This window comes from Neptunitalea chrysea (genome assembly GCF_027924145.1).
In the GTDB taxonomy this organism is placed as follows: domain Bacteria; phylum Bacteroidota; class Bacteroidia; order Flavobacteriales; family Flavobacteriaceae; genus Neptunitalea; species Neptunitalea chrysea.
In genome coordinates this window covers 24,364-49,412 of the sequence record NZ_BRVP01000019.1, presented here as the reverse complement: position 1 = coordinate 49,412, position 25,049 = coordinate 24,364, and the positions used below count along the sequence as shown (strand labels likewise).

Annotated in this window: 15 protein-coding genes and 2 pseudogenes; 8 read left to right on the top strand and 9 right to left on the bottom strand. The window is 33.3% G+C overall.

Features of this window, described 5'->3' with window-relative positions:
* Positions 1–7 precede the first annotated feature (7 nt).
* Together NBRC110019_RS13245 and NBRC110019_RS13240 are read right to left on the bottom strand one after the other, a co-directional pair.
* The gene (locus NBRC110019_RS13245) at positions 8–811 is read right to left on the bottom strand and encodes a glycosyltransferase family A protein (protein WP_281755622.1); all 804 of its coding nucleotides are present in this window, start codon (positions 809–811) and stop codon (positions 8–10) included.
* Between the two features lie 7 nt (positions 812–818).
* Positions 819–1,886, bottom strand: coding sequence for a glycosyltransferase family 9 protein (locus NBRC110019_RS13240; protein ID WP_281755620.1), 1,068 nt, complete (start codon positions 1,884–1,886; stop codon positions 819–821).
* Positions 1,887–1,952: 66 nt separating this feature from the next.
* Here NBRC110019_RS13240 and NBRC110019_RS13235 point away from each other — a divergent pair, with 66 nt between their 5' ends.
* On the top strand, positions 1,953–2,774 hold the full coding sequence (locus tag NBRC110019_RS13235) for a glycosyltransferase family 2 protein (protein WP_281755618.1): 822 nt from the start codon (positions 1,953–1,955) through the stop codon (positions 2,772–2,774).
* On the opposite strand, the gene NBRC110019_RS13230 is transcribed toward NBRC110019_RS13235, so the two are convergent.
* The 3 genes from NBRC110019_RS13230 to NBRC110019_RS13220 all read right to left on the bottom strand — a co-directional run bounded on the left by NBRC110019_RS13230 (position 2,775) and on the right by NBRC110019_RS13220 (position 6,614).
* A complete protein-coding gene (locus tag NBRC110019_RS13230) occupies positions 2,775–3,533 on the bottom strand; it encodes a glycosyltransferase family 2 protein (RefSeq protein ID WP_281755616.1) in 759 nt (252 codons plus the stop codon).
* A gap of 105 nt (positions 3,534–3,638) precedes the next feature.
* Positions 3,639–5,870 (bottom strand): FUSC family protein, encoded by a 2,232-nt coding sequence (locus NBRC110019_RS13225; protein WP_281755614.1) that lies wholly within the window; start codon positions 5,868–5,870, stop codon positions 3,639–3,641.
* Between the two features lie 99 nt (positions 5,871–5,969).
* A complete protein-coding gene (locus tag NBRC110019_RS13220) occupies positions 5,970–6,614 on the bottom strand; it encodes a DUF2911 domain-containing protein (RefSeq protein ID WP_281755612.1) in 645 nt (214 codons plus the stop codon).
* Positions 6,615–6,860: 246 nt separating this feature from the next.
* On the opposite strand from NBRC110019_RS13220, the gene asnB reads away from it, so the two are divergent.
* From asnB to secDF, 5 genes are all read left to right on the top strand, one after another.
* Positions 6,861–8,534, top strand: coding sequence for an asparagine synthase B (asnB, locus tag NBRC110019_RS13215; protein ID WP_281755611.1), 1,674 nt, complete (start codon positions 6,861–6,863; stop codon positions 8,532–8,534).
* A gap of 349 nt (positions 8,535–8,883) precedes the next feature.
* On the top strand, positions 8,884–10,821 hold the full coding sequence (gyrB, locus tag NBRC110019_RS13210) for a DNA topoisomerase (ATP-hydrolyzing) subunit B (protein ID WP_281755610.1): 1,938 nt from the start codon (positions 8,884–8,886) through the stop codon (positions 10,819–10,821).
* Between the two features lie 95 nt (positions 10,822–10,916).
* Positions 10,917–11,936, top strand: coding sequence for a DUF6588 family protein (locus NBRC110019_RS13205; RefSeq protein WP_281755608.1), 1,020 nt, complete (start codon positions 10,917–10,919; stop codon positions 11,934–11,936).
* Between the two features lie 109 nt (positions 11,937–12,045).
* On the top strand, positions 12,046–12,972 hold the full coding sequence (mdh, locus tag NBRC110019_RS13200) for a malate dehydrogenase (protein ID WP_281755605.1): 927 nt from the start codon (positions 12,046–12,048) through the stop codon (positions 12,970–12,972).
* 179 nt (positions 12,973–13,151) lie between these two features.
* Entirely contained in the window at positions 13,152–16,142 is a 2,991-nt protein-coding gene (gene secDF, locus NBRC110019_RS13195; RefSeq protein WP_281755603.1) for a protein translocase subunit SecDF, read from the top strand.
* A gap of 60 nt (positions 16,143–16,202) precedes the next feature.
* Here the strand turns inward: secDF and NBRC110019_RS13190 are convergent.
* Positions 16,203–16,446: pseudogene (locus NBRC110019_RS13190) on the bottom strand (integrase core domain-containing protein); the annotation flags it as partial.
* A gap of 74 nt (positions 16,447–16,520) precedes the next feature.
* A pseudogene (locus NBRC110019_RS13185) lies at positions 16,521–16,799 on the bottom strand (DUF1456 family protein); the annotation flags it as partial.
* 75 nt (positions 16,800–16,874) lie between these two features.
* Between NBRC110019_RS13185 and NBRC110019_RS13180 the strand changes: the two are divergent.
* Positions 16,875–17,282 carry a TerB family tellurite resistance protein gene (locus NBRC110019_RS13180; RefSeq protein ID WP_281755599.1) on the top strand — a complete coding sequence of 136 codons (408 nt, stop codon included), beginning with the start codon at positions 16,875–16,877 and terminating at the stop codon, positions 17,280–17,282.
* Between the two features lie 167 nt (positions 17,283–17,449).
* Entirely contained in the window at positions 17,450–17,881 is a 432-nt protein-coding gene (locus NBRC110019_RS13175; protein ID WP_281755597.1) for an Hsp20/alpha crystallin family protein, read from the top strand.
* Between the two features lie 187 nt (positions 17,882–18,068).
* On the opposite strand, the gene uvrB is transcribed toward NBRC110019_RS13175, so the two are convergent.
* Positions 18,069–20,057: an excinuclease ABC subunit UvrB gene (gene uvrB / locus NBRC110019_RS13170; RefSeq protein ID WP_281755595.1), complete on the bottom strand. Its 1,989-nt coding sequence runs from the start codon at positions 20,055–20,057 to the stop codon at positions 18,069–18,071.
* A gap of 151 nt (positions 20,058–20,208) precedes the next feature.
* Positions 20,209–24,996, bottom strand: coding sequence for a T9SS type B sorting domain-containing protein (locus NBRC110019_RS13165; protein ID WP_281755592.1), 4,788 nt, complete (start codon positions 24,994–24,996; stop codon positions 20,209–20,211).
* Positions 24,997–25,049: the final 53 nt, after the last annotated feature.

Here is a 25,049-nt window from a genome sequence, read left to right as displayed (position 1 = left end):
GTTTAGCCTATTTTAGATTAAAATGTTTTGTAATGTTGTTCCATTGTTTAACATTAAAATCTTTTTCTATATTTTGTTTTTTAAGAGAAACTTTCTGAGTAAACATTACCGGAATTAAATCAATTGTTTCTGGTAATTTATAAGTCATAGTGTTGTTAAGCAATGCCATAGCTTTAAACCAAAGATCATCTGCTTTAGGGCATAACGTTAAGAAAAGTTTTGTGTTTGTAGCTTCTTTGTATAAAGAGTTCGGTGGGTATAAAACACCTCCTACACCAAGAGGGACTAGTTTTTCTGTATCTTCACCGTGGTTATAATGCCATGTTTTATAGGGGTTAATAACTCCTTCTTTGTTATAAGTTATTTGTCTGGTGAAATTAGCAATTACTGTAGCTGAATGCTCTATATGAGCTTTATACAAGGTAGGCAACCAATGAGAAGGATATATCATGTCGTCATCGCAGGTGACAATAGGTTTATTGTTATATAGTTTTAAGGTCTCAACCAGTTTTAAATGAGGACAAGAAATTTCTGAAAACCGAATTTCGAAAATGTCGCCTTCGAGTTTTTTTAAACTGTTTGGAATGCTATTTTGTAAATCTTTATGAAGCCACAGAATAATTTTTTCAGGAGGAGTATCCTGAACAAGAATACTTCTTATGGTAATATGCACTTTACCTAATCTGTAGGGAATGGTGGTTAAAGAAACAACCACTTGAAAGCTGTTGCTAGCTGCTTTTATTTTTTTTGTACCCAATAAGAGTAACTTAACCGTATGGTAAATAGATGGAAGTAGTTCTTTTAACTTCATGTAAGTGCTATAGGTTTTTTAAAAAATCTGTTAGATATTCTGAAAACATCTCAGGAGTAAATTCTTTGTGAAAAGTATCTATTTGCTCAATGATTTCTTTTCGTTTTAAATGATTCAAAAGATCTGGTTTATAATCTTTTAAATGAACCGCTTTATGATTGTTTTGATCTATAAACCATCCTGCTTTTCCTGTGAATGGGGCAAATATAGCAAATGTAGGTGTTTGTAAGGCTTTTGCCATATTTATAGCGCCGCCTTCATTGCCAATGAGTGCCTTGCATTGCGATACAATTCCTAAAAAACCTCTTAACGAATTAGAAAATATATTGAATTTGATATGTTTTTGTGTTTTCGGTGTACACAAATCAAAAATTTCTTTAGCCTTTTGTTCTTGTGAAGGGATATAGTTAAACAGTATTGTATACGGTTTGTAGCTTACAATGGTATCTATAACTTTAGCCATATAGGCTGCAGGGTATGTTTTAATATTGCTACTTCCTAAAACACTAATCATAATAATATTTTCATCGCTGCTAATACCATTGGTTTTTAAAAAATGCTTTGCATCTTCTTTCTCTTTATCACTTAAGTAAATAGATGGTGATAATATTAGCTGATTTTCAGGTATTTTAAATGAACTTAAAAGGCTCACTCTATTTTTAATCGCCAATGTCATTTTTGGATCTGGATTGTCGTGTGTATGGTGTGTTTCATTGTAGATCCAGGAAGTGTATGTTTTTGTATACGATATTTTAAGATCAGCTTTGGCAGATAAGGATATAAGATTACTTTCTATCTTTCCGTAAGCATCTATTACAGCATCATACTTCTTTTGTTTAATTTCTTTAAGAAATTTTAAAAAGGCTATTTTGTTTTTTCTAAACTCATTTTTAAAAACAATAACAGAATCTATATGCGGATGATTTTCTAACACAGCTAATGTATTTTCATTAGCTACAAAATCAATTGTAGCCTTTGGATACCTAAGCTTTAGGTTATCGCAAATCATAGTGCTTGTGAGCACATCACCAATCATTTTTTGCTGAATGATTAAAAATTTGGGTTTGGAATACATAAATACGAAAGTATTGGTTTTTTTAAGAAAATAAAACAATCTATTTTTGTGAAAATGAAATTTTCTATGAAAACCGATCAGATATCTGTTATTATAAGTACTTATAACGCAGAAGAATGGCTAAAAAAAGTATTGTGGGGTTATGAAAATCAGACGTTTAGGGGGTTTGAAGTGGTTATTGCTGATGATGGTTCCGGTGAGGCTACAAAAAATTTAATTCTACAAATGCAACAAGAGGTTTCGTATCCTATAGTTCATGTTTGGCAGGAAGATGAAGGTTTTCAGAAATCAAGAATATTAAATAAGGCTATTGTAGCTTGTGCTCATAATTATATTTTAATGAGCGATGGAGATTGTATTCCTAGAGAAGATTTTCTAGAGGTACATGCGGCGTATCGCGAAGAGGGATATTTTTTATCTGGGGGTTATTTTAAATTGCCTATGAATATATCTAAAATGATTACTAAGGAAGATATTATTGAGGGTAATTGTTTTGATGTTGATTGGTTGAAGAAGAATGGGTTGAAATCCTCTTTTAAAAATTCTAAACTGACTGCTACAGGAGCAAAGGCTAAATTTTTAAACAAAGTGACCCCTACCAATGCCAGCTGGAATGGTCATAATGCTTCTGGGTGGAAAAAGGATATTTTGGCTGTTAATGGAATGAACGAGAAAATGAAGTATGGTGGACAAGATAGAGAGCTTGGAGAGCGTTTGTTTAATTTAGGGATTAAATCTAAACAAATACGCTATAGTGCTGTTTGTGTGCATTTAGATCATGCTAGGGGGTATAAAACTCCTGATTCAATTGCGTTTAACCGAGCTGTTAGAGATGAAGTAGCGCAAAAGAAAATAGTTAGAACACCAGATGGAATAGAGAAGGAGTAACTAATTTTTATGCTCTTTTATAAGCTTTTTAAGATGTTTGTATCTTTCTAAAACGCCCTTAGCGTTTATTTTAGCAATAGTAAAACCTCTGCTTCCGTCAAGTATCCCGAATCTTACAAAAAACATGTAGAAAAACTTAAAGGAAGGTTTTATGATACGAAGGAACAGATTTGGCTTTTTGTTTTTTCTATATAATTCAAGACCTTTTAATTGACCGTAAAATAATATTCTTCTACTGTAGTCGTTGTACGACTTATAAAAGTGATGATCTAATTTATGAGTTAATATTCTTGAAGATCCTATGGTAACTAGGTGTTCGTGAACTAATCTGTCGGGTGCAAAATGAGCCTTTCTTTTATCAAATAAGCGGAGTTGTTTATCCGTTTGAAATCCGCAATATTTTAAAGGCTTATTGTTCATAATAAACTTTCTGAAAATATAATACGCATCTGCTTTAGGATTTTTTAAAACACTTAAAATCTCATTTTTCGATTCCTCTGTAATAATTTCATCGGCATCAACAAAAAGCACCCAGTTATGAGATGTTAAGCTTAATGCGTTTGATTTTTGATCTGTGTAGTTTTTAAAAACTCGTTGAGAAGCTTTTACTTTATCATGCGTATTTAAATACTCCCATGTACCATCTGTGCTGTAGGAATCTACAACAATGATTTCATCGGCAAAAGAAATGCTATCGATGCATGGATCGATGCAATTGATCTCATTTAGGGTTATTAAAACAGCAGATAGTTTGTGCATTATATGAATTTTGCCTTTTTACAATTCAGGCAAATATAGTATTATTTAGACGAAGATAACTAATCGAAAATTTAATTGTATTTGAGGGTATTCTTACGATGGTGTTCATGGTTGTTTAGTAAAATGGGTAACTTGTTTTTCCAGTTTAACGGAAAGTTTTGTTAAATATTTTAACTGGTCGTAAAGTAACTTAATTTCTTTAAGATCACTTCTAAGTTGTTCACTTATTTTTATCTGTCCGGTATTAAGTTCTTCTTGTCTTTTGATTAATAAGTTGTTATACGTTTCAGAAAGATAGTTGTTGGCATTTTTAATATTGTCTACAGCTGCTTCAACGGTATTTTTTTTGTCTTCTAAGGTTAGAATGCAGGCATCTAGTATATTAATAATTGAGTTTATATATGCTTCAAAATGATGTGATGCTTCAGTGGTTTTATGACTTTGAATGTAAGTCCCTAATGCAGCGGCAGCTGATAAAAAGGTGTGTTGTAGTATTACTATTTCATAAAGTTCTGATACTTTAGACTTTTTAGATTTAGGTTCCTGTGACATGCGCTGAAACGCAGCGTGTAAATTTCCTATTTGAATAAATGCTGTTTTTCTTGAAAGTTTATATTCTGTGATACTTTTTTGTTTATTAATATAAATAGCAGAAATTTCTTTTAAGTAATGTTGATTTGCTAGTAATGAGTTTTTTAATGTGTTGCTAATGTTAGATGATTCCCAGGCGGGGTAGAAGAAGTAATTAAATATCACACAAAGAGCCGCACCTATTATGGTATCTACAATACGTGAATTAATGATGCCAAACGGATCACTCGAAAACATGGCAAAAACAAAAACAATGTTTATGGTAATAAACGTGGCTGCTTTTAAATAGTTGCGTTGTATATATGCAAAGGCAAAAATCATTGCAATAAATGTAATGCCGGCATAGATGTACATATTGTTGGTAAGATATATGGCAAGGAATGAAATTGCCGCACCTATAAGTGTACCAATAACCCGTTGTATGGTTCTTTGTTTGGTAAGACCATAGTTAGGGCGCATTATTACTAATATGGTAATAATAATCCAATAGGTGTTTTGTAATTTAAAAAAGGTGCCTATTAAAAATCCGGCCATAACACAAAGTGTTAAGCGTAAGGCATGTTTAAAAATAACTGAATTGAAGTTGAAATTGTCTTTTAGTTTTTTTAAAGAGTAATCCTGATTAGTAATGAAACGATTAGGTTGGTCTGGATCTTTTGCATCTTCAAGATTAAAATCGTTTGCCAAAATACGCTCTATGGTTTCTAGTTTTTGAACCTGTTGTTCTTCGTAGTCAACTAAATTTCTTAATAAAATTACATTGTTTCTACGTACGTTAGAAACCTCATGCGTTTCTTTATAGTGTTCAATAGCTTCTTGTATGTTGTTTAGTAAAAACCTTAATTTGGGGGCTTTATGATCAACTTTTTTATCTGATATTTTATAGGATAAATCCATTAAAAGCTCAGCATTGCTTTTAAGTAGTTCGGAAAAAGCGTTTAATATTTTTATTTCGCTCCCAAACCTATTACTAAAGTCTTTGTAATTAATAGGATTGGCAACTGCTAATTCCAAAATATCCACCAATTCTATAAAAATTAAAAGGAGTCTTCTGTGGTAACCACTTCCCATAACTTTAGAGGGTTGCTTAAGTATCACAGCTCTTAAATTTTCATGTTTATCATTAATGGTGATTTGAAGAGAAAGGAGTTTCTGTAATAAGACCTCTTTATTATTAGATAGAGGTATAGCAGCTCTTGTTTTAAGGTATGCAGCAGTTAACTGCATGCACTCTACTACCAATTGTTCTCCTATTTGTTTTGGCTTAACAAGGTTAATTATAAACGAAGTAAATATGTATATGCCGCTTCCTAAAAGTATAAAAATGGCGCTTTTGTAAAATTCACCATCAGATCCCATTGGTATAAAACCTAAAGCGATTGCTAGTAATCCTGAAAAGGAAACCATAGAAGCTCTTAATCCGTAAACTGAAATATAGGAATTGGCAAATACTAAAGCGGTTATTGTAGCTAGTAAAATCCAAGTATTGTAAATAGTTAAGTGAACCAGTAAAAATGAAATTATGGCTAGGGCGATACCTGTTAAAATACCAATATAAGTATGTTTTTTAGTGCCTGGTACATCACTTATGGCAGATAATAAAATGCCCATCCCCATAGCAATTCCGAATGGAGTGTCAGGGAAAAAATAAGAACCAGATAAAAATAAAAGAAATCCTAATGTAGCGAATAGGATTCCTTTTCTAAAGTCGTATGTTTTTAAAAATAAGAGTAATTTTTGTATCATCTATTATTTGCGGATTGATTGCAAAGTTACGTATACTCACCGAAATAATAAATATTCAAACGCTATACCGCACAAAGGTTTGGTAAAGTGTTGTAAAAATCACTCCATTTTTTCTGTTTTTTCTTCTGTTTCAATATTTTTTTCAGGAGTAGTTTCTTCTTTAGCTAGTTGTTCCTGAGGTTTAGTAGGGAATGTAATAGGGAGAAATGCTCTTGTTTTTCCCCATCCCACAACTAGATTAACTGTATCATCTTCTTCTTTGTTAAAAGCAATAGAAAGCGCATCAAGTGATTCTTTTCCATTTTCTGATGGAGTTTTTATTCTAACAACATCTTTGTTTTCATCATATGAATAAGCTCCCCAAACATCTACATCTTTATTAATTATAAAGGTCCATTCTCTCTTTTCAGGAATGGTTAGAAGGGAATAGGTTCCGGCTTTTAATAAGGTGTCATTTATAATAACATCAGAGTAAAATCTAATTTCTGTTGCTTCATTAGCTCCTGTTCTCCATATTTTGCCAAAAGGAACAATTTCTTTGCCTATAGACCGTCCTCTTAATTGAGGTCTTCCATAAAGAACTTTAATTAGAGGTGCTGCGTTGTTATCAATTCTAAAGTAAGAAATGTCATGAGGACTCATGTCTAATCCATTAAATTTTTGAGCGTGGCAAAAATTAGATGCTAATACAATTAGTACAAAAGTTAAAAAGAGTGTTAAATGCGTCTTAAATCTAATCATCATTTTTTTTGGGCTAAATATCTTTATTTTATTAAATTTTTCAAGTTAAATATTGCATAAAATATTAGGGGTGATTCGAGTTCTTATATATTGTTATATTTCATAACGTCTAAAACGCGTTTTAGTTTTAGTTTTGAACTAAAATATTTTATTTTGGTTATAATTTGTAATGTAAAATAGCGATTGTGTTTTTAAAATGAAATATAATATCAATATTTGGCTTATAAATTTTTATAAAATTAGTTTACCATGTGTGGAATTGTTTGTGCATTTGATTTAAAAGAATCAGCAGAAGTCTTAAGACCTCAGTTATTAGAGATGTCTAAGAAAGTACGTCATCGCGGACCAGACTGGAGTGGTATTTATAGTAACGACAAAGCCATTTTAACTCATGAAAGATTGGCTATTGTAGATCCGGCATCTGGTTCACAACCTTTAATAAGCGAAGACGAAAAATTTGTATTAGTTGCGAATGGTGAAATTTACAATCACCTAAATTTAAGAGCACAATTAAATGTAGACTATAATTTTCAAACGAAATCAGATTGTGAGGTTATTTTAGCATTATATAAAGAAAAAGGTGAAAAATTTCTTGATGATTTGAATGGTATTTTTAGTTTTGCAATATATGATGTTGAAAAAAATCAATATTTTATAGCACGAGATCATGTAGGAATTATACCTTTGTATATAGGTTGGGATCAGAATGGTACATTTTATGTAGCATCTGAATTGAAAGCTTTAGAGGGTACGTGTACTAAAATAGAGCTGTTCCCTCCTGGTTATTATATGAGTAGCAGTACTGGTGAATATGTGAAGTGGTATGAAAGAGATTGGGCTTCGTATGAAGATGTAAAAGAAAATGAAACCAGTATAGATGATCTTAGAGATGCTTTAGAGGCTGCGGTACACCGTCAATTAATGTCAGATGTGCCTTATGGAGTGTTGTTATCGGGTGGTTTAGATTCATCTGTAACCTCTGCCATAGCTAAGAAGTTTTCTCAAAAAAGAATTGAGTCAGGTGATACAGTTGATGCTTGGTGGCCGCAATTGCATTCGTTTTCTGTTGGTTTAGAAGGGTCTCCTGATTTAGCAGCAGCAAGAAAAGTGGCAGATCATATTGGAACTGTTCATCATGAAATAAAGTTTACGATTCAGGAAGGGTTGGATGCAATTAGGGATGTGATTTATCATTTGGAGACGTATGATATTACAACGGTAAGAGCTTCTACACCAATGTACTTAATGGCAAGAGTAATTAAGTCTATGGGTATTAAAATGGTACTTTCTGGAGAAGGAGCAGATGAATTGTTTGGTGGGTATTTGTATTTTCACAAAGCACCAAGTCCAAAAGAATTTCATGAAGAGACGGTTCGTAAACTTGATAAATTGCACATGTATGATTGTTTAAGAGCTAACAAATCGTTAGCTGCTTGGGGAATTGAAGGACGTGTGCCATTTTTAGATAAAGAATTTATGGATGTAGCCATGCGCTTAAATCCGAAAGATAAGATGATTACGCCAGAGAAGATGGAGAAGTGGGTAGTGCGTAAGGCTTTTGAAGAATATCTTCCGGAAAGTGTAGTTTGGAGACAGAAAGAACAATTTTCTGACGGGGTGGGATATAGTTGGATTGATACCTTGAAAGAATTAGTAAACGAGGAAGTAACCGATGAACAAATGGAAAATGCCCATTTTAGATTTCCGGTACAACCTCCACGAACAAAAGAAGAGTTCTATTATAGAACTATTTTTGAGGAGCATTTTCCAAGCGATACTGCTGCGTTAAGTGTGCCTTCGGTGCCATCTATAGCTTGTAGTACACCAATTGCTCTTGAGTGGGATGAAGCGTTTAAAAATATGAACGAACCTTCGGGTAGAGCTATCTCTAAAGTTCATACTGATGCCTACGTCTCTAATTAATTTGAATTTATGTAATGTTGGATGGTTAATAAATTGGGGATTAGGTGTTGCTTTTGCAACACCTTTTTCTTTATTACTAAGTTGTTATTATTCTGTATGTTGTGGTTTTAATTGTACAAAAAACTCTTTGTTTTTTAAATCTTCCTTAAAAATAGAGCTGAATATTTAATTTAAGGGGTGTTTTAGCTTTTTTAAGACACTTTTGGTGTTATTGATAAGTTGTTGATAATTCCTTGTGCTCTTCGTTTAAATAATTTCAAATTACGGGGTTATTTTTTATCTTTGTAGTTCACTCGTTAAATAGTCGGGTTCTGACTGTTTAATTTACGTTTAAAATAATATAGTATATATGAGCGAAGAGGTTAAAAAGCAATATTCGGCCGATAGTATCCAGGCCCTTGAAGGAATGGAGCACGTACGTATGCGTCCTTCTATGTATATTGGAGATGTTGGGGTTAGAGGTTTGCACCATTTAGTATATGAGGTAGTAGATAACTCTATAGATGAAGCTTTAGCCGGACATTGTGATACGATATCAGTTGCTATTAACGAGGATAACTCCGTTACGGTTGAAGATAATGGTAGAGGTATTCCGGTAGATTTACACAAAAAAGAAGGAGTTTCTGCTTTAGAGGTTGTAATGACTAAGATTGGTGCAGGAGGTAAGTTTGATAAAGATTCCTATAAAGTATCAGGTGGTTTGCATGGGGTTGGTGTTTCGTGTGTGAATGCATTGTCTGATCATTTAAAAGCTACAGTATATAGAGATGGTAAAATATGGGAGCAGGAGTATGAGAGAGGAAAAGCTATTTATCCTGTAAAGTCTGTTGGAGAAACAGATAAAACCGGAACTGTGGTCGTTTTTAAACCCGATGCTACTATATTTCAACAAACGTTAGAATATAGTTATGATACATTGGCTTCTCGTATGAGAGAGTTGGCTTATTTGAATAAAGGAATAAGAATTACGCTAACTGATAAAAGAAGTACGAAAGAAGATGGTTCTTTTGAAGGTGAAGAATTTCACTCTGAGGAAGGATTAAAAGAATTTATAAAATTTCTTGACGGAAACCGTGAAATGATTATCACAGATGTGATTTCAATTGAAGGGGAGAAAAATGATATTCCGGTTGAGGTAGCTATGGTGTATAATTCTTCATTTAGTGAAAATTTACATTCGTATGTAAACAATATTAATACCCATGAAGGGGGGACACACTTAGCTGGTTTTAGAAGAGGATTAACTAGTACTTTAAAGAAGTATGCAGATAATTCTGGTATGCTTGATAAGTTGAAGTTTGAAATTTCAGGTGATGACTTTAGAGAAGGACTTACTGCTATTGTTTCTGTAAAGGTAGCGGAGCCTCAGTTTGAAGGTCAAACAAAAACTAAATTAGGGAACCGTGAGGTGTCTGCTGCGGTATCTCAAGCGGTTTCGGAAATGCTTACCAATTATTTGGAGGAACATCCTGATGATGCTAAAACAATTGTTCAGAAGGTTATTTTAGCTGCTCAGGCAAGACATGCTGCTAAGAAAGCGCGTGAAATGGTGCAGCGTAAAACCGTTATGAGTGGTGGTGGATTACCGGGTAAACTTTCTGATTGTTCTGAACAAGATCCTGAAAAATGTGAAATATTCCTTGTGGAGGGAGATTCTGCGGGGGGTACTGCTAAGCAAGGTAGAGACCGTAATTTTCAGGCGATTTTACCATTAAGAGGTAAGATTTTGAATGTAGAAAAAGCAATGCAGCACAAAGTGTTTGAGAATGAAGAAATTCGAAATGTTTTTACTGCGTTTGGTGTTACCATAGGAACTGAAGAGGACAGTAAAGCGTTAAATCTAGAAAAGTTACGTTACCACAAGGTGGTTATTATGTGTGATGCGGATGTTGATGGATCGCACATTGCAACACTTATTTTAACATTCTTCTTTAGGTATATGAGGGAGTTGATAGAAAATGGATTTGTGTATATTGCTACACCTCCTTTATATTTAGTTAAGAAAGGTGCTAAGAAGGAATATGCGTGGGATGATAAACAGCGTGATGAGATAAACGAAAAATTTGGAGGCTCGGCTGGTGTGCAACGTTATAAAGGTTTAGGAGAAATGAATGCGGAGCAACTATGGGATACAACAATGAACCCTGAATTTAGAACCTTGCGTAGAGTAACTATTGATAGCGGTTCTGAGGCAGACAGAATTTTCTCTATGCTAATGGGAGATGATGTACCGCCTAGAAGAGAGTTTATTGAGAAAAATGCAGTATATGCTAATATTGATGCGTAAATTCTGATAAAATAATATTGTTTTTTGAAAAAAGTCTGTTTTTGTACAGGCTTTTTTTGTATACTTAGGTTAATTTTTTTTTTAAAAAACTCCCCATGAAAAAACTTATTTATTTGATTGCTTTTATTTCGTTTTCATGTCTACAAGCTCAAACTAGTTACACCAGTATTCTTGCAGCTGGGTTGGAAGACTCTAAAGCATTTATGCATGGATATTTAAAGCCAGGAACAGAATCGCTAATGTATTCTATAAATAACGGCTGGTTTAGCACTGCAGAAGCAAAACCTTTTTTAGGGTTTGAGATATCGTTTATTGGTAATGTAGCAGTGGTAGATGAGCGTAAAAGAACATTTACATTTAATGTGACCAATTTAGATGGTTTGACGTTTTCTGATGGTTCAACTTCAAATGAGGTAGCTACTGTATTAGGAGTGGTTGATCCGGATGTAATGATGGAATATACGTTTCAGGATCCGGTAACAGGGCAAACCGAGACAATTGAAATTAAATTGCCGGAAAGTTTGACTAGTGAAGACGTGAATATGTTACCTAGTGGTTTCTTGCAAGCGAGTATAGGGCTGTTAAAAGGCACAGAATTGAAGGTGAGGGTTTTTCCGAATATCGAAATTAATGGAAATACAGTTGGTTTGTTTGGAGGGGGTATTCAGCATGAATTTACCAAATGGTTGCCGTCAGATAAATTATGGCCTGTTGCTATTTCAGGGTTGGTAGCGTATTCTCAATTAGATGCAGAGTATGCAATGGAAGATGTATCTGTGGTAGATGGAGATCAGCAGCGCATTGAGAATTTAACCAAAACATGGTTGTTTCAAGGTATTGTATCTACACGATTACCTGTGATTAATTTCTATGCAGGATTTGGGTATATAACAGGAAGCTCTACTTCCGATTTAAAAGGGGAGTATGAAGTGTATGATGTAGATACAGGTGTTGTAACCTCTGTAAAAGATCCGTTGTCTATTACGCATGATATCTCAGGAGTACGGACTACATTAGGAACTCGACTTAAATTAGGGTTTTTCAGGTTGAATGCGGACTATACGTTTGCAGAGTATAATACAACCTCCGTTGGGGTTAGTTTCGGATTTAGATAGTTAATTAGCAATATTTCTGATGTAATATATGATAAAAAACAGGTTTGTTTATTTGATTTTCTTTATTTTTATAAAGTGAAAATTAATCAATCTTTTAAAAAATAAACACATGAAAGTTACTGTAGTAGGTGCCGGAGCGGTAGGTGCCAGTTGTGCCGAGTATATTGCAATTAAGGATTTTGCTTCTGAAGTAGTCTTGCTTGATATTAAAGAAGGGTATGCAGAAGGAAAAGCAATGGACCTTATGCAAACAGCTTCTTTAAATAGTTTTGATACTAAAATTGTAGGAAGTACTAATGATTATTCTAAAACAGCTGGTAGTGACGTTGTGGTTATTACAAGTGGTATTCCTCGTAAGCCTGGAATGACTCGTGAAGAACTTATTGGTATTAATGCAGGAATTGTTAAAGAAGTGTCTTCTAATTTAATTGCTCAGTCTCCTGATGCTATTATCATTGTAGTTAGTAACCCGATGGATACGATGACGTATTTAGTTCATAAAACTACCGGATTACCAAAAAATAGAATTATAGGAATGGGTGGTGCTTTAGATAGTGCTCGTTTTAAATATAGATTAGCAGAAGCTTTAGGAGCTCCAATTTCTGATGTTGATGGTATGGTTATCGGTGGACATAGTGATACCGGTATGGTTCCTTTAACTCGTTTGGCTACTCGTAACAGTATTCCTGTTACCGAATTCCTTTCTGAAGAAAGATTAACTCAAGTAAAAGAAGATACTAAAGTAGGTGGAGCTACACTTACTAAACTATTAGGAACTTCTGCTTGGTATGCGCCAGGTGCAGCGGTATCTGCTCTAGTTCAGGCTATTGCTTGTGATCAGAAAAAGATATTCCCATGTTCTACAATGTTAGAAGGAGAGTATGGTTTATCTGATATTTGTATTGGTGTTCCTGTTGTTTTAGGAGCTTCTGGTATTGAAAAGATAGTTGAAATAGAACTTTCTGAAGAGGAAAAAGAATACATTAAAAATAGTGCTGAAGGAGTTTCTAAAACAAATGGTTTATTAGCTCTTTAAAAGCATATTTTAAAATATATGATTTTAGGAGTCTGGAGTTTTTTCAGGCTCCTTTTTTTATGATTTAACGAAAGGTATAAATGGTTCTTATTGAAATATTAAAAAAATAATTGGCATTCTATATTGTAAATTATATATTTGCTCGTTTTAAAAAAATGACCTATTAATATAAAATAATAATGCAGAACAAGGGACTTATTAAACTGTTTGCTTTCTTATTTGGGATTGTAAGTATTTATCAATTATCATTTACGTTCATAACCAATAAGTTAGAAGAAGAAGCGAAAACGGTTGCTCAGAGTAGAATTCCGGAAACAGAAGACAATTATGTAGCTTTAAGAGAAGAAGAAGAAAGTAAGTATTTGGATTCTTTGAAAACACAAGATGTTTTCTTAGGGTTTACCCTATCTGATGTTCAGGAAAGACAATTGAACAAGGGGCTTGATTTAAAAGGCGGTATTAATGTTATTTTACAGATTTCTGTAAAAGATATATTAATAGGACTTTCTAACAAATCAACAGATAAAACTTTTTTAGATGCTCTTGCAGCAGCAGATGAAGCTTCTAAAAGTAGTGATGAGCCATACTTGGATTTGTTTTTTAAAGAGTTTGAAAAACTTTCGAACGGTCAGGTAAAACTTTCGTCTCCTCAAATTTTCTACAACCGTTTACTGGATGAAGAATTTAATATGGGTGATGATAATGCCGTAGTAATGTCTGCTATCAGAAAAAAGGTAGATGAGTCTATTACTTCAGCATTTCAAGTTTTAAGACAACGTATTGATAAATTTGGGGTTACTCAGCCAAATATTCAACGTTTGGGTACTTCTGGAAGAATCTTGGTTGAATTGCCAGGTGTTCAAGATGTTGATAGAGCTAAGAGATTACTGCAATCTACAGCTCAGTTAGAGTTTTGGGAAACCTATATGAATACTGATGTATTAAATTATTTCTCTCAATTAAATAATGAGTTAAAAGCAAAAGTAGAGGCTGAAGAAAAAGCTCATGAAGAAGTTGATACAACCAAAACGAGTGGTGATGAATTTGAAGAGTTATTAGCAGATTCTGAAACAGATTCATTAAATCAGGCAAAGGCAGTTAATCCATTATTTGAAGTGATGGGAGTTCCTAACCCAAATTCAGGACAAAAAACTGCTATTGTAGGTTATACTACTGAAAAAGATGTAGAGAAAGTTAATGAGTACTTAAATACAATTGAGGCTAAAAGATTGTTGCCTGCTAGCTTAGATAATGTAAAATTTGTTTGGGATAAGGTAGATGAAGATACTGGTGTTGTAAACTTATACGCAATAAAAGGAAATCGTGACAACGTTCCGCCTGTAAGTGGTGATGTTATTGTAGATGCTGAAGATACTTTTGATCAGGCTGGTAATCCAATGGTTAGTATAGTTATGAACGGTATTGGTTCAAGGGCTTGGGAGTCCTTAACTGGTAAGAGTGCTACTAATGGTACTTGTATTGCTATTATTTTAGATAATACAGTGTATTCTGCTCCTAGCGCAAAACAAGCAATTACAGGAGGTCGTACTACTATTACCGGGCAGTTTACTATTGAAGAAACTAAAGATTTAGCAAACGTTCTTAGAGCTGGTAAATTACCTGCTAAGGCTGATATTATTCAGTTTGAGACCGTTGGTCCTACCTTGGGGCAAGAAGCTATTGATAGCGGTTTTATGTCATTTATGATTGCAATGGTATTAGTGCTTATATGGATGATGATATACTATGGTAAAGCTGGTATATTCTCAAATATAGCATTAGTATTTAATATACTTTTAATATTTGGTGCGCTGGCTAGTATTGGTGCTGTGTTAACTTTACCTGGTATTGCAGGTATTGTACTTACCATTGGTATGGCAGTAGATGCAAACGTAATTATCTACGAGCGTATTAAAGAAGAGATGGCTGTAGGTAAGACCATAACTGAGGCTATTAAGGATGGATTTAGTAATGCATTGTCTTCTATTTTAGATGCAAATATTACAACAGGTTTAACTGCTATCATCTTATTGATTTTTGGTACAGGGCCAATTCAAGGTTTTGCTACTACTTTATTAATAGGTATTCTTACTTCATTGTTTACAGCTATCTTTATAACAAGAGTTATGATAGAAGGGTATATTGGAGAGAACAAACGTCGTTTAGATTTCTATACAGGTGCAACCAAAAACTTATTTAAAAATATTAATGTTGATTTCTTAAGTAAGAGAAAAATAGCTTATGTAGTATCTGGTGTTTTAATCTTAGCTGGGTTAGCTTCTTTATTTACAAAAGGATTAGATCAAGGGGTTGACTTTGTTGGAGGTAGAACTTATCAAATTCGTTTTGACAAAGAAGTTAGTTCTTCTGAAATTTCTAAAGATTTAGAAGGGGTATTTAACAGTAATGTTCAGGTTAAAACGGTTGGAAACAATAGTGAAATTAAAGTTACTACAAAATATAAAGTAGATGAAGAAGGTCAAGAAGTTGATACTGAGATTGAAGGTCTATTATATAGTGGGTTAGAAAAGTATTTGCCAGAAGGTTTTTCTAAGAGTGACTTTGTAGATAGTAGTTCAGATAAAAAATATGGTATATTACATTCGATTAAAGTAGGACCAACTATTGCTGATGATATTCAGAAAAGTGCTTTATGGGCTGTATTAGGATCTTTAGCAGTTGTATTCTTGTATATATTGTTAAGATTTAGAAAATGGCAATACTCTTTAGGTGCTGTTGTTGCAGTATTCCATGATGTATTATTAGTACTTGGAGTATTTTCTGTTACCTATTCTTTTATGCCATTTAGCATGGAGATTGATCAGGCATTTATTGCGGCTATCTTAACGGTTATTGGTTACTCACTTAATGATACGGTTATTGTATTTGACCGTGTTAGGGAGATAACAAATGAGCGTGGATGGAAAGGTGGTGAAAACGTGAACCAAGCGTTAAGCAGTACCTTAGGAAGAACCTTGAATACATCATTAACTACATTAGTGGTAATGATTTCGATATTCATTTTTGGAGGTGAGTCTTTAAGAGGATTTGTGTTTGCAATGATTGTTGGTGTTGTTGTGGGTACGTATTCATCATTGTTTATTGCTACACCGATTATGTACGATACAATTGAAAAGAAAAATGCTAAAACTACCACTGAAGAAGAGTAGTAGTTTGTATAAATTGAGTTGTCTTAAAGTAGGTTGACTATTTTAGATTAAAAATATATATTAACCAGAGAGGCTTGCCTCTCTGGTTTTTTTGTTATGTATATAGTTAAGTGTTTTTTATGTAACTCAAGTGCGGTCTTAGGTTATTGTACATATCAATGGATTCTTTTATAAGCTTGGCAAGCACTTTATTGTTTTTGCATTTATAAATAAGTAACTCTTGTTTTAGTGTTCCATTAATTCTTTCAGTTAAAGCATTTTGATAACAATCATATCCATCTGTCATTGATGGAGTAATGTGGTTGTATTTATGTCAACTTATTTCAGGACGGGACAAAGAAATAAAAAAAGCCACTTCATTAGAAGTGGCTTTTTTTATTTCTTTAAATTGTTTCTTTTATGTTTTTCTAGTAATACATCACCAGGTAGTTTTGGCTTTTCTTTACTACCCCTTAAATGTATTACCAAGCCATTTAAAAAGTTGCGTAATACTTGATCTCCACAGTTTTTATAGTTAGGATGGTCTTCTTTTCTAAAAAAAGCGCTAAGCTCTGTTTTAGAAATCTTAAAGTCTACGTCTTGAAGAATTTCCACTATATCATCATCTCTTAAGGCAAGGGCAACACGAAGCTTTTTTAAAATATCATTATTCGTCATATCTCAATTTATGTTAGAAAATTTAAAATTAAATTATTTATTTATTAAATTCAGCCATTAAACTAATTAATTACAATGAACAGCAAAAGCAAAGAAGTAAAACTTAGTATTTTATCGGATATGATTTCGATGGCTACGGTAGATGATTATTTAAAAGAAAGAGAATATAATTTTTTGTTAGCCGTTGCAAAGCAATTAGAAGTGCCTAAAATAGATTTAGATAGGTTGTTTCGTAATCCTGCACCTTTTAAGCCTCAAAAGTCGGAAACAGAGCGTATTATTCAGTTTTACCGATTGGTTTTGATGATGAATATAGATGAGGAACAGCATCCTAAAGAAATTAAATTAGTAAAGGAATGCGGACTACGTATGGGGTTGAATCCTATAGCTATGGATAAAGTGTTAGCTGTAATGGATACTTATGAGGATAAGATTGTGCCAGTATCGGTGTTGTTAGGCTTTTTTAAAACACATTATAATTAGCAATTTGACAGTTTAAAATATTAGTAAAGCGACATTTTGTCGCTTTTTTTGTTTCTTAAAACGACATAAAGTCATGTTTTTGGCTTTTTTGGGTAGTGGTACAAGATTTGTCTATTACTAGGCGTATTTGATTTAGAAAAATTGTTAAACACTAAAAAATTATAATTATGAGCTTAGTAAAAAGAAACAACAATGTATGGTTACCTAATTTATTAGATGAATTTTTTATGAAACCAGACTTTTTTGGAGGAGTACAGAATTTAGGAACTTCAACTCCGCCCGTTAATATTAAAGATACAGAAAAAGAATTTTTTGTTGAGTTAGCTGTACCAGGAAGAAAGAGAGAAGATTTTAACTTGGAAGTAGATGATAACGTACTCACTGTCTCTTCTGAGGTAAAAAGTGAAAATGAAGTGAAAGATAAAAATTATACGCGTAGAGAGTTTAACTATACTTCATTTAGGCGTGCTTTTACTTTACCGGAAACAGTTAATGAAGATGCGATTAAAGCCACTTATGAAGATGGTGTACTCACAATTACACTGCCAAAAAAAGAAGAGGCTTTACCAAAAGCAAAACGCTTTATAGAGATTGGATAACTTTAGGGTAGTAGAGCTCCAAGGTTATTGATAAGGATGTAATGAAATGATTAGAAAATCTTGGAGTTTATAATAGTAATGAGCATTAAATATTCGAGTAGATTTTTTTCATAATGTTAGTTGGTTAAAAAAAGCCCTTGGTATTTTACTACCAAGGGCTTTTATGTTGTTGAATAGGTTTATCTATTTATTTTTTTTCCTGAAGTAGTTTAATTTCGTCACGCAGTTTAGCTGCTTGCATAAAGTCTAAATCTTTAGCTGCTTTTTCCATTGCCTTTCGTTTTTCACGGATTAGTTTTTCAATATCCGATTTAGTCATGTAAGTAGTATCTGGTTCAGCGGCATTTTTAGCGTTGGTTAGGTAATCGTTTTCTTCATTGGTTGTATTCGTTAAAGAACTTTCAATTTTCTTGTTAAGGGCTTTGGGTGTTATATTATTTTCTTTATTGTGTGCTATTTGTTTACTTCTTCTGTATTCCGTTTCATCTATTGTTTTTTGCATACTAGCAGTTATTTTATCGGCATACATAATGGCTTTACCATTTAAATTTCTTGCTGCTCTACCTACAGTTTGCGTAAGTGACCTTGCGCTTCTAAGAAAGCCTTCTTTATCTGCATCTAAAATGGCTACTAAAGATACTTCCGGTAAATCTAGTCCTTCTCTTAATAGGTTAACACCAATTAATACATCAAACAATCCTTTACGTAAATCTTGCATTATCTGAACGCGTTCTAACGTATCTACATCAGAGTGTATATATCTACATCGTAAGGCAATTCTTGTAAGGTATTTAGCTAGTTCTTCTGCCATACGTTTGGTAAGGGTAGTCACTAAAACACGTTCGTCCTTTTCAATTCGTAATTGAATTTCTTCTACTAAATCATCTATTTGATTTTCACTTGGGCGTATTTCAATTACAGGATCAAGTAGTCCGGTTGGTCTAATAATTTGTTCAGTATACGTACCTTCCGATTTTTGTAGTTCGTAATCAGCCGGTGTTGCCGAAACATAAATTACTTGATTTTGAAGTGTTTCAAATTCTTCAAATTTTAAAGGTCGGTTATCCATAGCGGCAGGTAGTCTAAAACCGTATTCTACTAAATTTTCTTTACGACTTCTATCACCTCCAAACATGGCGTGTACCTGAGGTATAGTTACATGACTTTCGTCTACTACCATTAAATAGTCATCTGGAAAATAATCTAACAAACAGAAAGGGCGTGTGCCAGGTTCTCTACCATCTAAATATCTAGAATAATTTTCGATACCAGAACAATACCCTAACTCACGAATCATTTCTAAATCGAAGTTGGTACGTTCTTCTAGTCTTTTAGCTTCTAGTGGTTTTCCTATTTCTTTAAAATAGTCAACTTGTTTTACCATGTCTTGCTGTATTTGCCATATAGCATTTTGTAATACATCAGGAGAGGTAACAAACATATTAGCAGGATATATGTTTACTTTCTCGTATTTTTCTATTACTGCATTGTTGACTGGATCGAAAGATTCTATTTCTTCAATTTCATCTCCAAAAAAATGTATTCTGAATGCTTCATCGGCATAACTAGGGAATACGTCTACAACATCTCCCTTAACTCTAAAATTACCATTTGTAAATTCAGCTGTAGTCCTAGAGTATAAACTCTGCACTAGCTTTTGCATAAATTTAGTTCTTGAAATAACCAGATCTCTTTCAATAGAGATTACATTTTTCTGAAATTCTACGGGGTTACCAATACCATATAAACAAGATACTGAAGCAACCACCAAAATGTCTCTTCTACCAGATAGAAGAGAGGAGGTAGCACTTAATCTTAGTTTTTCTATTTCTTCGTTAATGCTTAAGTCTTTTTCTATATAGGTACCGCTTACGGGAATATAGGCCTCTGGCTGGTAGTAGTCATAGTACGAAACAAAATATTCTACAGCATTATTTGGGAAGAATGATTTAAACTCAGAATATAACTGTGCAGCTAAAGTTTTGTTATGGGCTAAAACCAAAGTTGGTCGTTGAACAGATTCTATAACATTTGCTACGGTAAAGGTTTTACCAGATCCGGTAACTCCAAGGAGTACTTGACATTGTTCGTTATTTTCGATTTCGCTAGAAAGCTGCTTAATAGCTTTCGGCTGATCTCCTGTAGGTTTAAATTCTGATGTTATAGTAAATTTCATGTTGCAAAACTATTAACAAATATTCATATAGGAGTATAAAGAAAATATAATTATATCATATTTAAAAAACAGCTTAGTTGTTTTTATGGTGATTAAAAGAAAAGTCCTAATCAATATGAAAAGGGCTTGTTATTTTGAAGTTGTAATGTTTTTAACGAATTAAGCTAAAATGTCCTCTATATACGAACGGATCATCTGTGTCTTTAATGTTAGCTTCAAACCAATAGTCATTAGAATATAAATCGTTTCCATTAAAGGTGCCGTCCCAGCCATCATCTCCCGGATTAATTACTTTTAATAATTTACCATATCTATCAAAAATGAAGATGGTAGAATGCTCTAAGGTTTCAAAACCAAAGATGTTCCAAGTGTCATTTATTCCATCTCCGTTTGGAGTAAAGTATTTAGGAAAACCTAGTACCACAACATCTTGTGCTATAATACTATCACATCCGTTTAAATCTATAATTTCTACTGTATGATATCCTATTTCTACATTTTCAAATAGATTTGATTCCTGATAAGTTTCACCATCTAATGAAAATACATAGGAGCCACTTCCTGTAACACTTACTGTAATGGTATTGTTGTCTGTAAAACTGGTTGCTTGAATATCTACAAGCTGAGCAGATTCGGAAACATTAACACCAAAGTATTTTACATTTGAACACCCACTGATAGCAGTAACAGTTACTGAATATACACCTGGTTCAGAGATTTCTAAATACGAAGTTGAGTCACCGTTAGACCACTCATAGATATCGTCAGGGTATCCAGTATATGCATCTACTGTAATTGAATTGTCTATAGAGCAAATTACATATTTATTTTCTAAAGGGATTGTAGGTGTTCTATTTAATGTAATTGAGAATGTTGAAACACTATAGCAGCCTGTGGTGTTGTTTTCAAATCGAGTGTATATTATGAGACCATCATAAGTTGTAGTGTTAGCAGGGTGTTCAATAGCATTTTCTGCTGTTTCAGCATCTGTTTGACTTGTGTAATAACTAATGGTTAAGTTAGCATCGTCTAATATGTTCTGGGGTACTCCAGAAGTTATATCCATTTGATGAACACTTGTGTCATCTGCACATTCTTCTAAATTGGTTAAGGTGTATGGTCCCGGAGTGGGGTGTACAATAACAGTAATTTCTTCTATAGATGAACATCCTGATATGATTCCTGTAGCCTTAACAAATAGATTAGCGGTAGAGTTAGTAAGTACTATATCGTTGGGTAAAGCATTGGTTTCTGCATCGGCATCAGCATATGTTTCATAATAGGTTAATTCGTAATCATCTGAGTTGTCTATTACTAATTCGTTTAATGAAGGAAGGTTTAAATGGGTTATATCTTCTCTACAGATGTTAAATGTTAAAGAATCATCATTAAACTCTGGTAAGCTGTAAACTGTAATTTCCAACGGCACATATAAAGAACAATTACTTACAGTGTTGGTGGCTACTATATAAATAATTGTAGCAGAACCATCTGTAGTGTTATTTACAGTATAGTTTGTCGGATTGGCTATTGGGTTAGTTAAGTTTTGAGCATCGTTTTCAGTTGCGTAATATGATAGGTTGATATCATTTTGTCTAATCATTAATACTTCTACATCATCTGAGGTAAGATCAACAATTTCATATCCATTTTCGTCTGTATCACAATATGAAATAGGAGATGGTTCGTTAATTAAGCCAACCAGAACTACATTTAATTCAAAAGAAGTAACATCAAAACATCCCTGATTTGTTTCAATTCTAGAATAGATAGTTTGCGGGTTAGTTGTATTCTCGTATGAATCGGTATCGCTTATTGGGTTGATGTTGTTAAGTGCATTGTTTTGGCTGGTATAGTATGTTATTGTTATATCAGAATTGTTTAAAGTAGCTGTATCATAAGCGGTTGTTAGATCAAAAAGTTCTACACCATCATTGCTAATATCATCACAAAGAAAAATACCTTTAGGATCTGTATAAACGGGGTTGCTACTAACTGTAAAAGTTATTAAGTCTACTGTATAGCAATCGTTTAACCCAATACCTTGCCTTCTGATGTAAATTTCTTGAGGGTTTGAGGAGTTGAAAAAAGCAGTTGTTTTATCAATAGCATTGGTGTTATTTTCAGCATCTGTTATATTAGTGAAATATAATACTTCAATATCAGAATTATTCTGCACAATAGCATTGTCATAATCCTCAAAGAAAATACCTTCAACACCATCGCTATCACTTTCGCAAACTGTAAAGCTATTATTGTTGCTTGTTAAGGCTTCAAAATATATTACAATGACATTAATTGTTTGAATATTATAACACCCAGTAGTATCATTTATACATTTGGCATAAACAGTTGCAGATTGTGTGTTATAATTATCGGGTGTTGTAATTATATTACTGCTATTAACAGCATCAGCTTCCGATGGATAAAATTCTACAGAAGCATTGGTGGTGTTATTGTTTAATAATTGCGTTGATAGATTGGATAAGTTTACATTATAAAATCCATCATTATTATCATCACAAATAAATATATCATCTACTGGAGTTGTTTCAGGTGCTGTTTCAATTAAGATATCAAAACTAATAATATCTGAGCAAAATCCGGTTTCGTCTCTTACAACAGCCCAAACTGTTTGTGGGTTGGAGGTATTGTTTAAAACAGTAATAGGATTTGTCCAATTCGTAGCATCGTTTTCAGATAAATAGTATGCTACAGTATAGTTATTTCCGTTAATAATAGAGTTGGTATAATTATCTGCTAAATTAATAGATGTAAAACCATCTGAATCGGTATCACAGAAAGTTTGATCTCCAATAGAAGTAGCTTCAAAATAAGGGTTAACCTTCAATACAATATCTTCTACATATGAACACAGTCCATTTTTTTCAATAAGAATATATAATGTTTGTGGGTTTTGTGTGTTTATATAAGGAATTGTTTCATCTAAAGCTCCTGTATTATTGTTAAGGTCACTCATGTTTTCATAGAAAATAACATTGGTGTCACTTAAGTTATTAAGTATATAAGCTTCAATAGCTGCTAAATTAAACTCTTCAACCCCATCATTTGATACATCATCGCAGGTGTAATAAATGTTTGTTTGAGTTTCAGATACAATCATAGAACTGTATAGGTTAATTTGGGCTATTGTAGAACATCCTGTGATTGGATCAATTACTTTAACATAAATAACCTGAATATCTTGCACTGTATTAGAAAAGGTATCCGGATTTGAAATGGTATTGGTCCCACTGGCAGCATCTGCCGCTGTAGTGTAGAATTCGAATGTATAATCTGTTGGGTTTTGAACAAAGTACTGAGTATAGTCAGTTAAACTAAATATAGTAAAACCGTTACTGTCAGAGTCGCAGGCGTCGGCATCATACGCACTAATTAATAATTGTGGTCCATAGTTTATGTCTAAACTAACTGCAATGATGTTTGAGCATCCGGTATTAGTATCAGTAGCTTTTATGTAGACTGTTTTTGGAGAACTAGTATATAGTTCATCTATAGGATTAATGTTGTTTTCCGCTTCGTTTATTGTCTCAAAATAAGTTAGTTCATAACTGTTGGTTCCTATGGCTTGATTGCTTGCAATAGATAAATCAAAAATAGCAGTGGTAGCATTTTCTGCACCACAAGCCACAAGCGTATCTGGTTGAGTTATATTAGGTAGCTCATTTACGATTAAATCGAATGAATTGTATGCAACACAACTTGAGGTAGGGTCTTGTAGCTTTACATAAACAGTTTGAGGATTACTACTGTTAGTAATAGCGTTAAAAATTTCATTTGTTTCGTTTTCTGCATCAAGAGCTGTAGGGTAGTAGCTAATGGTTGGATTAAGAAAAGAAACGGATCCTTCTATTTCAGGATCTTTACTGCTTAGATTAAATGTAGCGGTATTACTTCCTTCGGTTTCTTCGCATAATTCATAATCAGTAACAGCCGATGCTATTTCATTTCCATTAACCGTAACTTCAACAGTGTCTTCAATAACACATTGCGAGTTGGCATAGGGTATGGTTGCAATTACATTGTAAGTGCCCGACTGCCCTGCAACAATCTCAGAGGTAGTGTCGGATAGTGACGTGCCATTATAAGACCATTCAAAGGTGGCTTGCGGATTATCAATTCCTGTATCTAAAGCAATACTGCCAGAGCAGGTGCTTAAAGTACCTCCTAAATCTATATCAGCAGAAAAAGTATTCCCTTGAATGAATACAGCGGAATCAAAATTTTCATCAAATTGATCTGCTATGATTAACTTAATATGATAAGAAGTGTTGGGTTGTATAGCTGCAGTGGCTGTTAAAACCGTTGTTCTACCATTGTAGTTTGTATCTCCTAGATTGTATCCTTCAAAATATTGTTCATTTTCGGAATTACAGAAACCTACAATTTGAGGTCTAATAGTTTGTGTAGATACATTTGTAGTTGTACCAGGTACTAATGTGATGTTGTTATAACTGCCTGAGCTACCTGTTGGCTTAATTAGAAACCCAAAACTATCGGAATAATTACATGGATAGTCATTAAGGTATTCTTCGGAAGCTAAAATGTAATTAAAATTAATTTGATTAGAAGCTGAAATAATGTCAAATTCAAGTACTGTAGCATTTAAGGTATTGCTTACACCTAAAACACTCTCAAGATCGCTGTCTGTGCCCCAGTCGGTTTCTCCTCGGTTTAGATAGTCTGAGTTTAAAGTGTTTCCTGCATCAAGAACATTTCCTGTAGTTAAAACAATTCCATTAGAAAACGGGAAATTAGAACTAGAACTTTCAAAATAGCCATAACTTACTAAGCCATTGATACTACCATTTATAGGGGAGTTAACATTAGAAACGTCAATACATCCTTGAAAAAGGATGTTCTCAATTAATTGTTCAGGGCTGTAGTTGTTATCAACAACTATTTGTTGTGCATGCATGAAATAAGATAAACATATGCATGCAAATAATAACTTGTAATTCATACTCCAAT

Coding starts and splice junctions, on each gene's coding strand:
- NBRC110019_RS13245 (WP_281755622.1), bottom strand. CDS start 811: ATGAAGTTAAAAGAACTACTTCCATCTATTTACCATACGGTTAAGTTA.
- NBRC110019_RS13240 (WP_281755620.1), bottom strand. CDS start 1,886: ATGTATTCCAAACCCAAATTTTTAATCATTCAGCAAAAAATGATTGGT.
- NBRC110019_RS13235 (WP_281755618.1), top strand. CDS start 1,953: ATGAAAACCGATCAGATATCTGTTATTATAAGTACTTATAACGCAGAA.
- NBRC110019_RS13230 (WP_281755616.1), bottom strand. CDS start 3,533: ATGCACAAACTATCTGCTGTTTTAATAACCCTAAATGAGATCAATTGC.
- NBRC110019_RS13225 (WP_281755614.1), bottom strand. CDS start 5,870: ATGATACAAAAATTACTCTTATTTTTAAAAACATACGACTTTAGAAAA.
- NBRC110019_RS13220 (WP_281755612.1), bottom strand. CDS start 6,614: ATGATGATTAGATTTAAGACGCATTTAACACTCTTTTTAACTTTTGTA.
- asnB (WP_281755611.1), top strand. CDS start 6,861: ATGTGTGGAATTGTTTGTGCATTTGATTTAAAAGAATCAGCAGAAGTC.
- gyrB (WP_281755610.1), top strand. CDS start 8,884: ATGAGCGAAGAGGTTAAAAAGCAATATTCGGCCGATAGTATCCAGGCC.
- NBRC110019_RS13205 (WP_281755608.1), top strand. CDS start 10,917: ATGAAAAAACTTATTTATTTGATTGCTTTTATTTCGTTTTCATGTCTA.
- mdh (WP_281755605.1), top strand. CDS start 12,046: ATGAAAGTTACTGTAGTAGGTGCCGGAGCGGTAGGTGCCAGTTGTGCC.
- secDF (WP_281755603.1), top strand. CDS start 13,152: ATGCAGAACAAGGGACTTATTAAACTGTTTGCTTTCTTATTTGGGATT.
- NBRC110019_RS13180 (WP_281755599.1), top strand. CDS start 16,875: ATGAACAGCAAAAGCAAAGAAGTAAAACTTAGTATTTTATCGGATATG.
- NBRC110019_RS13175 (WP_281755597.1), top strand. CDS start 17,450: ATGAGCTTAGTAAAAAGAAACAACAATGTATGGTTACCTAATTTATTA.
- uvrB (WP_281755595.1), bottom strand. CDS start 20,057: ATGAAATTTACTATAACATCAGAATTTAAACCTACAGGAGATCAGCCG.
- NBRC110019_RS13165 (WP_281755592.1), bottom strand. CDS start 24,996: ATGCATGCACAACAAATAGTTGTTGATAACAACTACAGCCCTGAACAA.